General features: G+C 46.1%; 1 protein-coding gene. It reads right to left on the bottom strand.

What is annotated here, in order from left to right:
• Positions 1-1116, bottom strand: a 1116-nt coding sequence (gene ltrA, locus ACVBIO_RS21545; protein WP_447173427.1) for a group II intron reverse transcriptase/maturase, incomplete at both ends; no start/stop codon positions are given.

The following is a 1116-nucleotide window of genomic DNA, read 5'->3' as shown; positions in this document are numbered from 1 at the left end:
CGTGGTTTTCGCCACTGACGCCAGTAGCACATACGTACCCGACGACGGATCCAATGGTCTAAATCGACACATCCTTGATAAGCATTCGCTATGCCAAAGTAGTTGATCCAGCCTTGCATATATTGCCGCACTTTAAACAATTGATACCCCATACTAACGCCCCAATTTCGGTTCGTCAGCCGTCTCATCTTTTGCTTGAAAATGTGTAACGTTTTAGCATGCCACTGGATCTTTCCTCGGTTAAATGTAAAGCCTAGGAACTTGCTTTGTCCTACCTTAACCACTTGGCTTTTCTGTTCATTAACGACCAGTTTTAGTTTCAAGGCAAGGTAGCGAGTAATGCTCTTTAGTACCCGTTCACCCGCGCGAATAGACCTTACCAAAATGATAAAGTCGTCCGCGTAGCGGGCAAACTGATACCCTCGGCTTTCCAGCTCTTTATCCAAACTATCCAACATAATGTTTGATAGTAAGGGCGAGAGTGGACCGCCTTGAGGTACTCCTTCGAAGCTTGCTTCAAATTGGTCATTGACCATCACACCTGCACGTAGGTATTTACCAATAAGCGCCAACAGACGCTTATCCTGCACTTTGCTCCTAAGTTGAGTCATCAAGAGATCATGATTTACTCGGTCAAAGAACTTAGACAGATCAACATCGACGGCAAATTTTCGCTTCTGTTTGATGATATCCTTAACTTGCAGTACCGCTTGTTTGGCGTTTCTATTCGGCCTAAAACCAAAGCTATTCGCCGAGAAAAATGGGTCAAACAACGGCGTGAGTATTTGAGCTATTGCTTGCTGTATCACACGGTCAATGACGTTAGGGATCCCCAATTTTCGTTTACCTCCATCGGGTTTGTCGATCTCTACACGCCTGACCGCTGAGGGTTGATATTCGCTTTGCTCAATTTGAGTTTTACACTGTTGCCAACCGCCTTGTTGCATCCAAAGTGGGAAGGCATCGATGGTCATGCCATCGATACCTGCCGCGCCTTTATTGGCTTTAACTTGCCGCCACGCTCGGTGTAAATTCTCAGGTTCGAGTAGTTGCTGGAATAAATCGCTGTTGAAGGCCGGTTGCAGATCAATACGCTGCTGATAGTAATCGTCTGGC

This window comes from Shewanella sp. 0m-8 (assembly GCF_052977265.1).
Note: the sequence above shows the minus strand (reverse complement) of the source record. Positions and strands in the feature narration are given on the sequence as shown.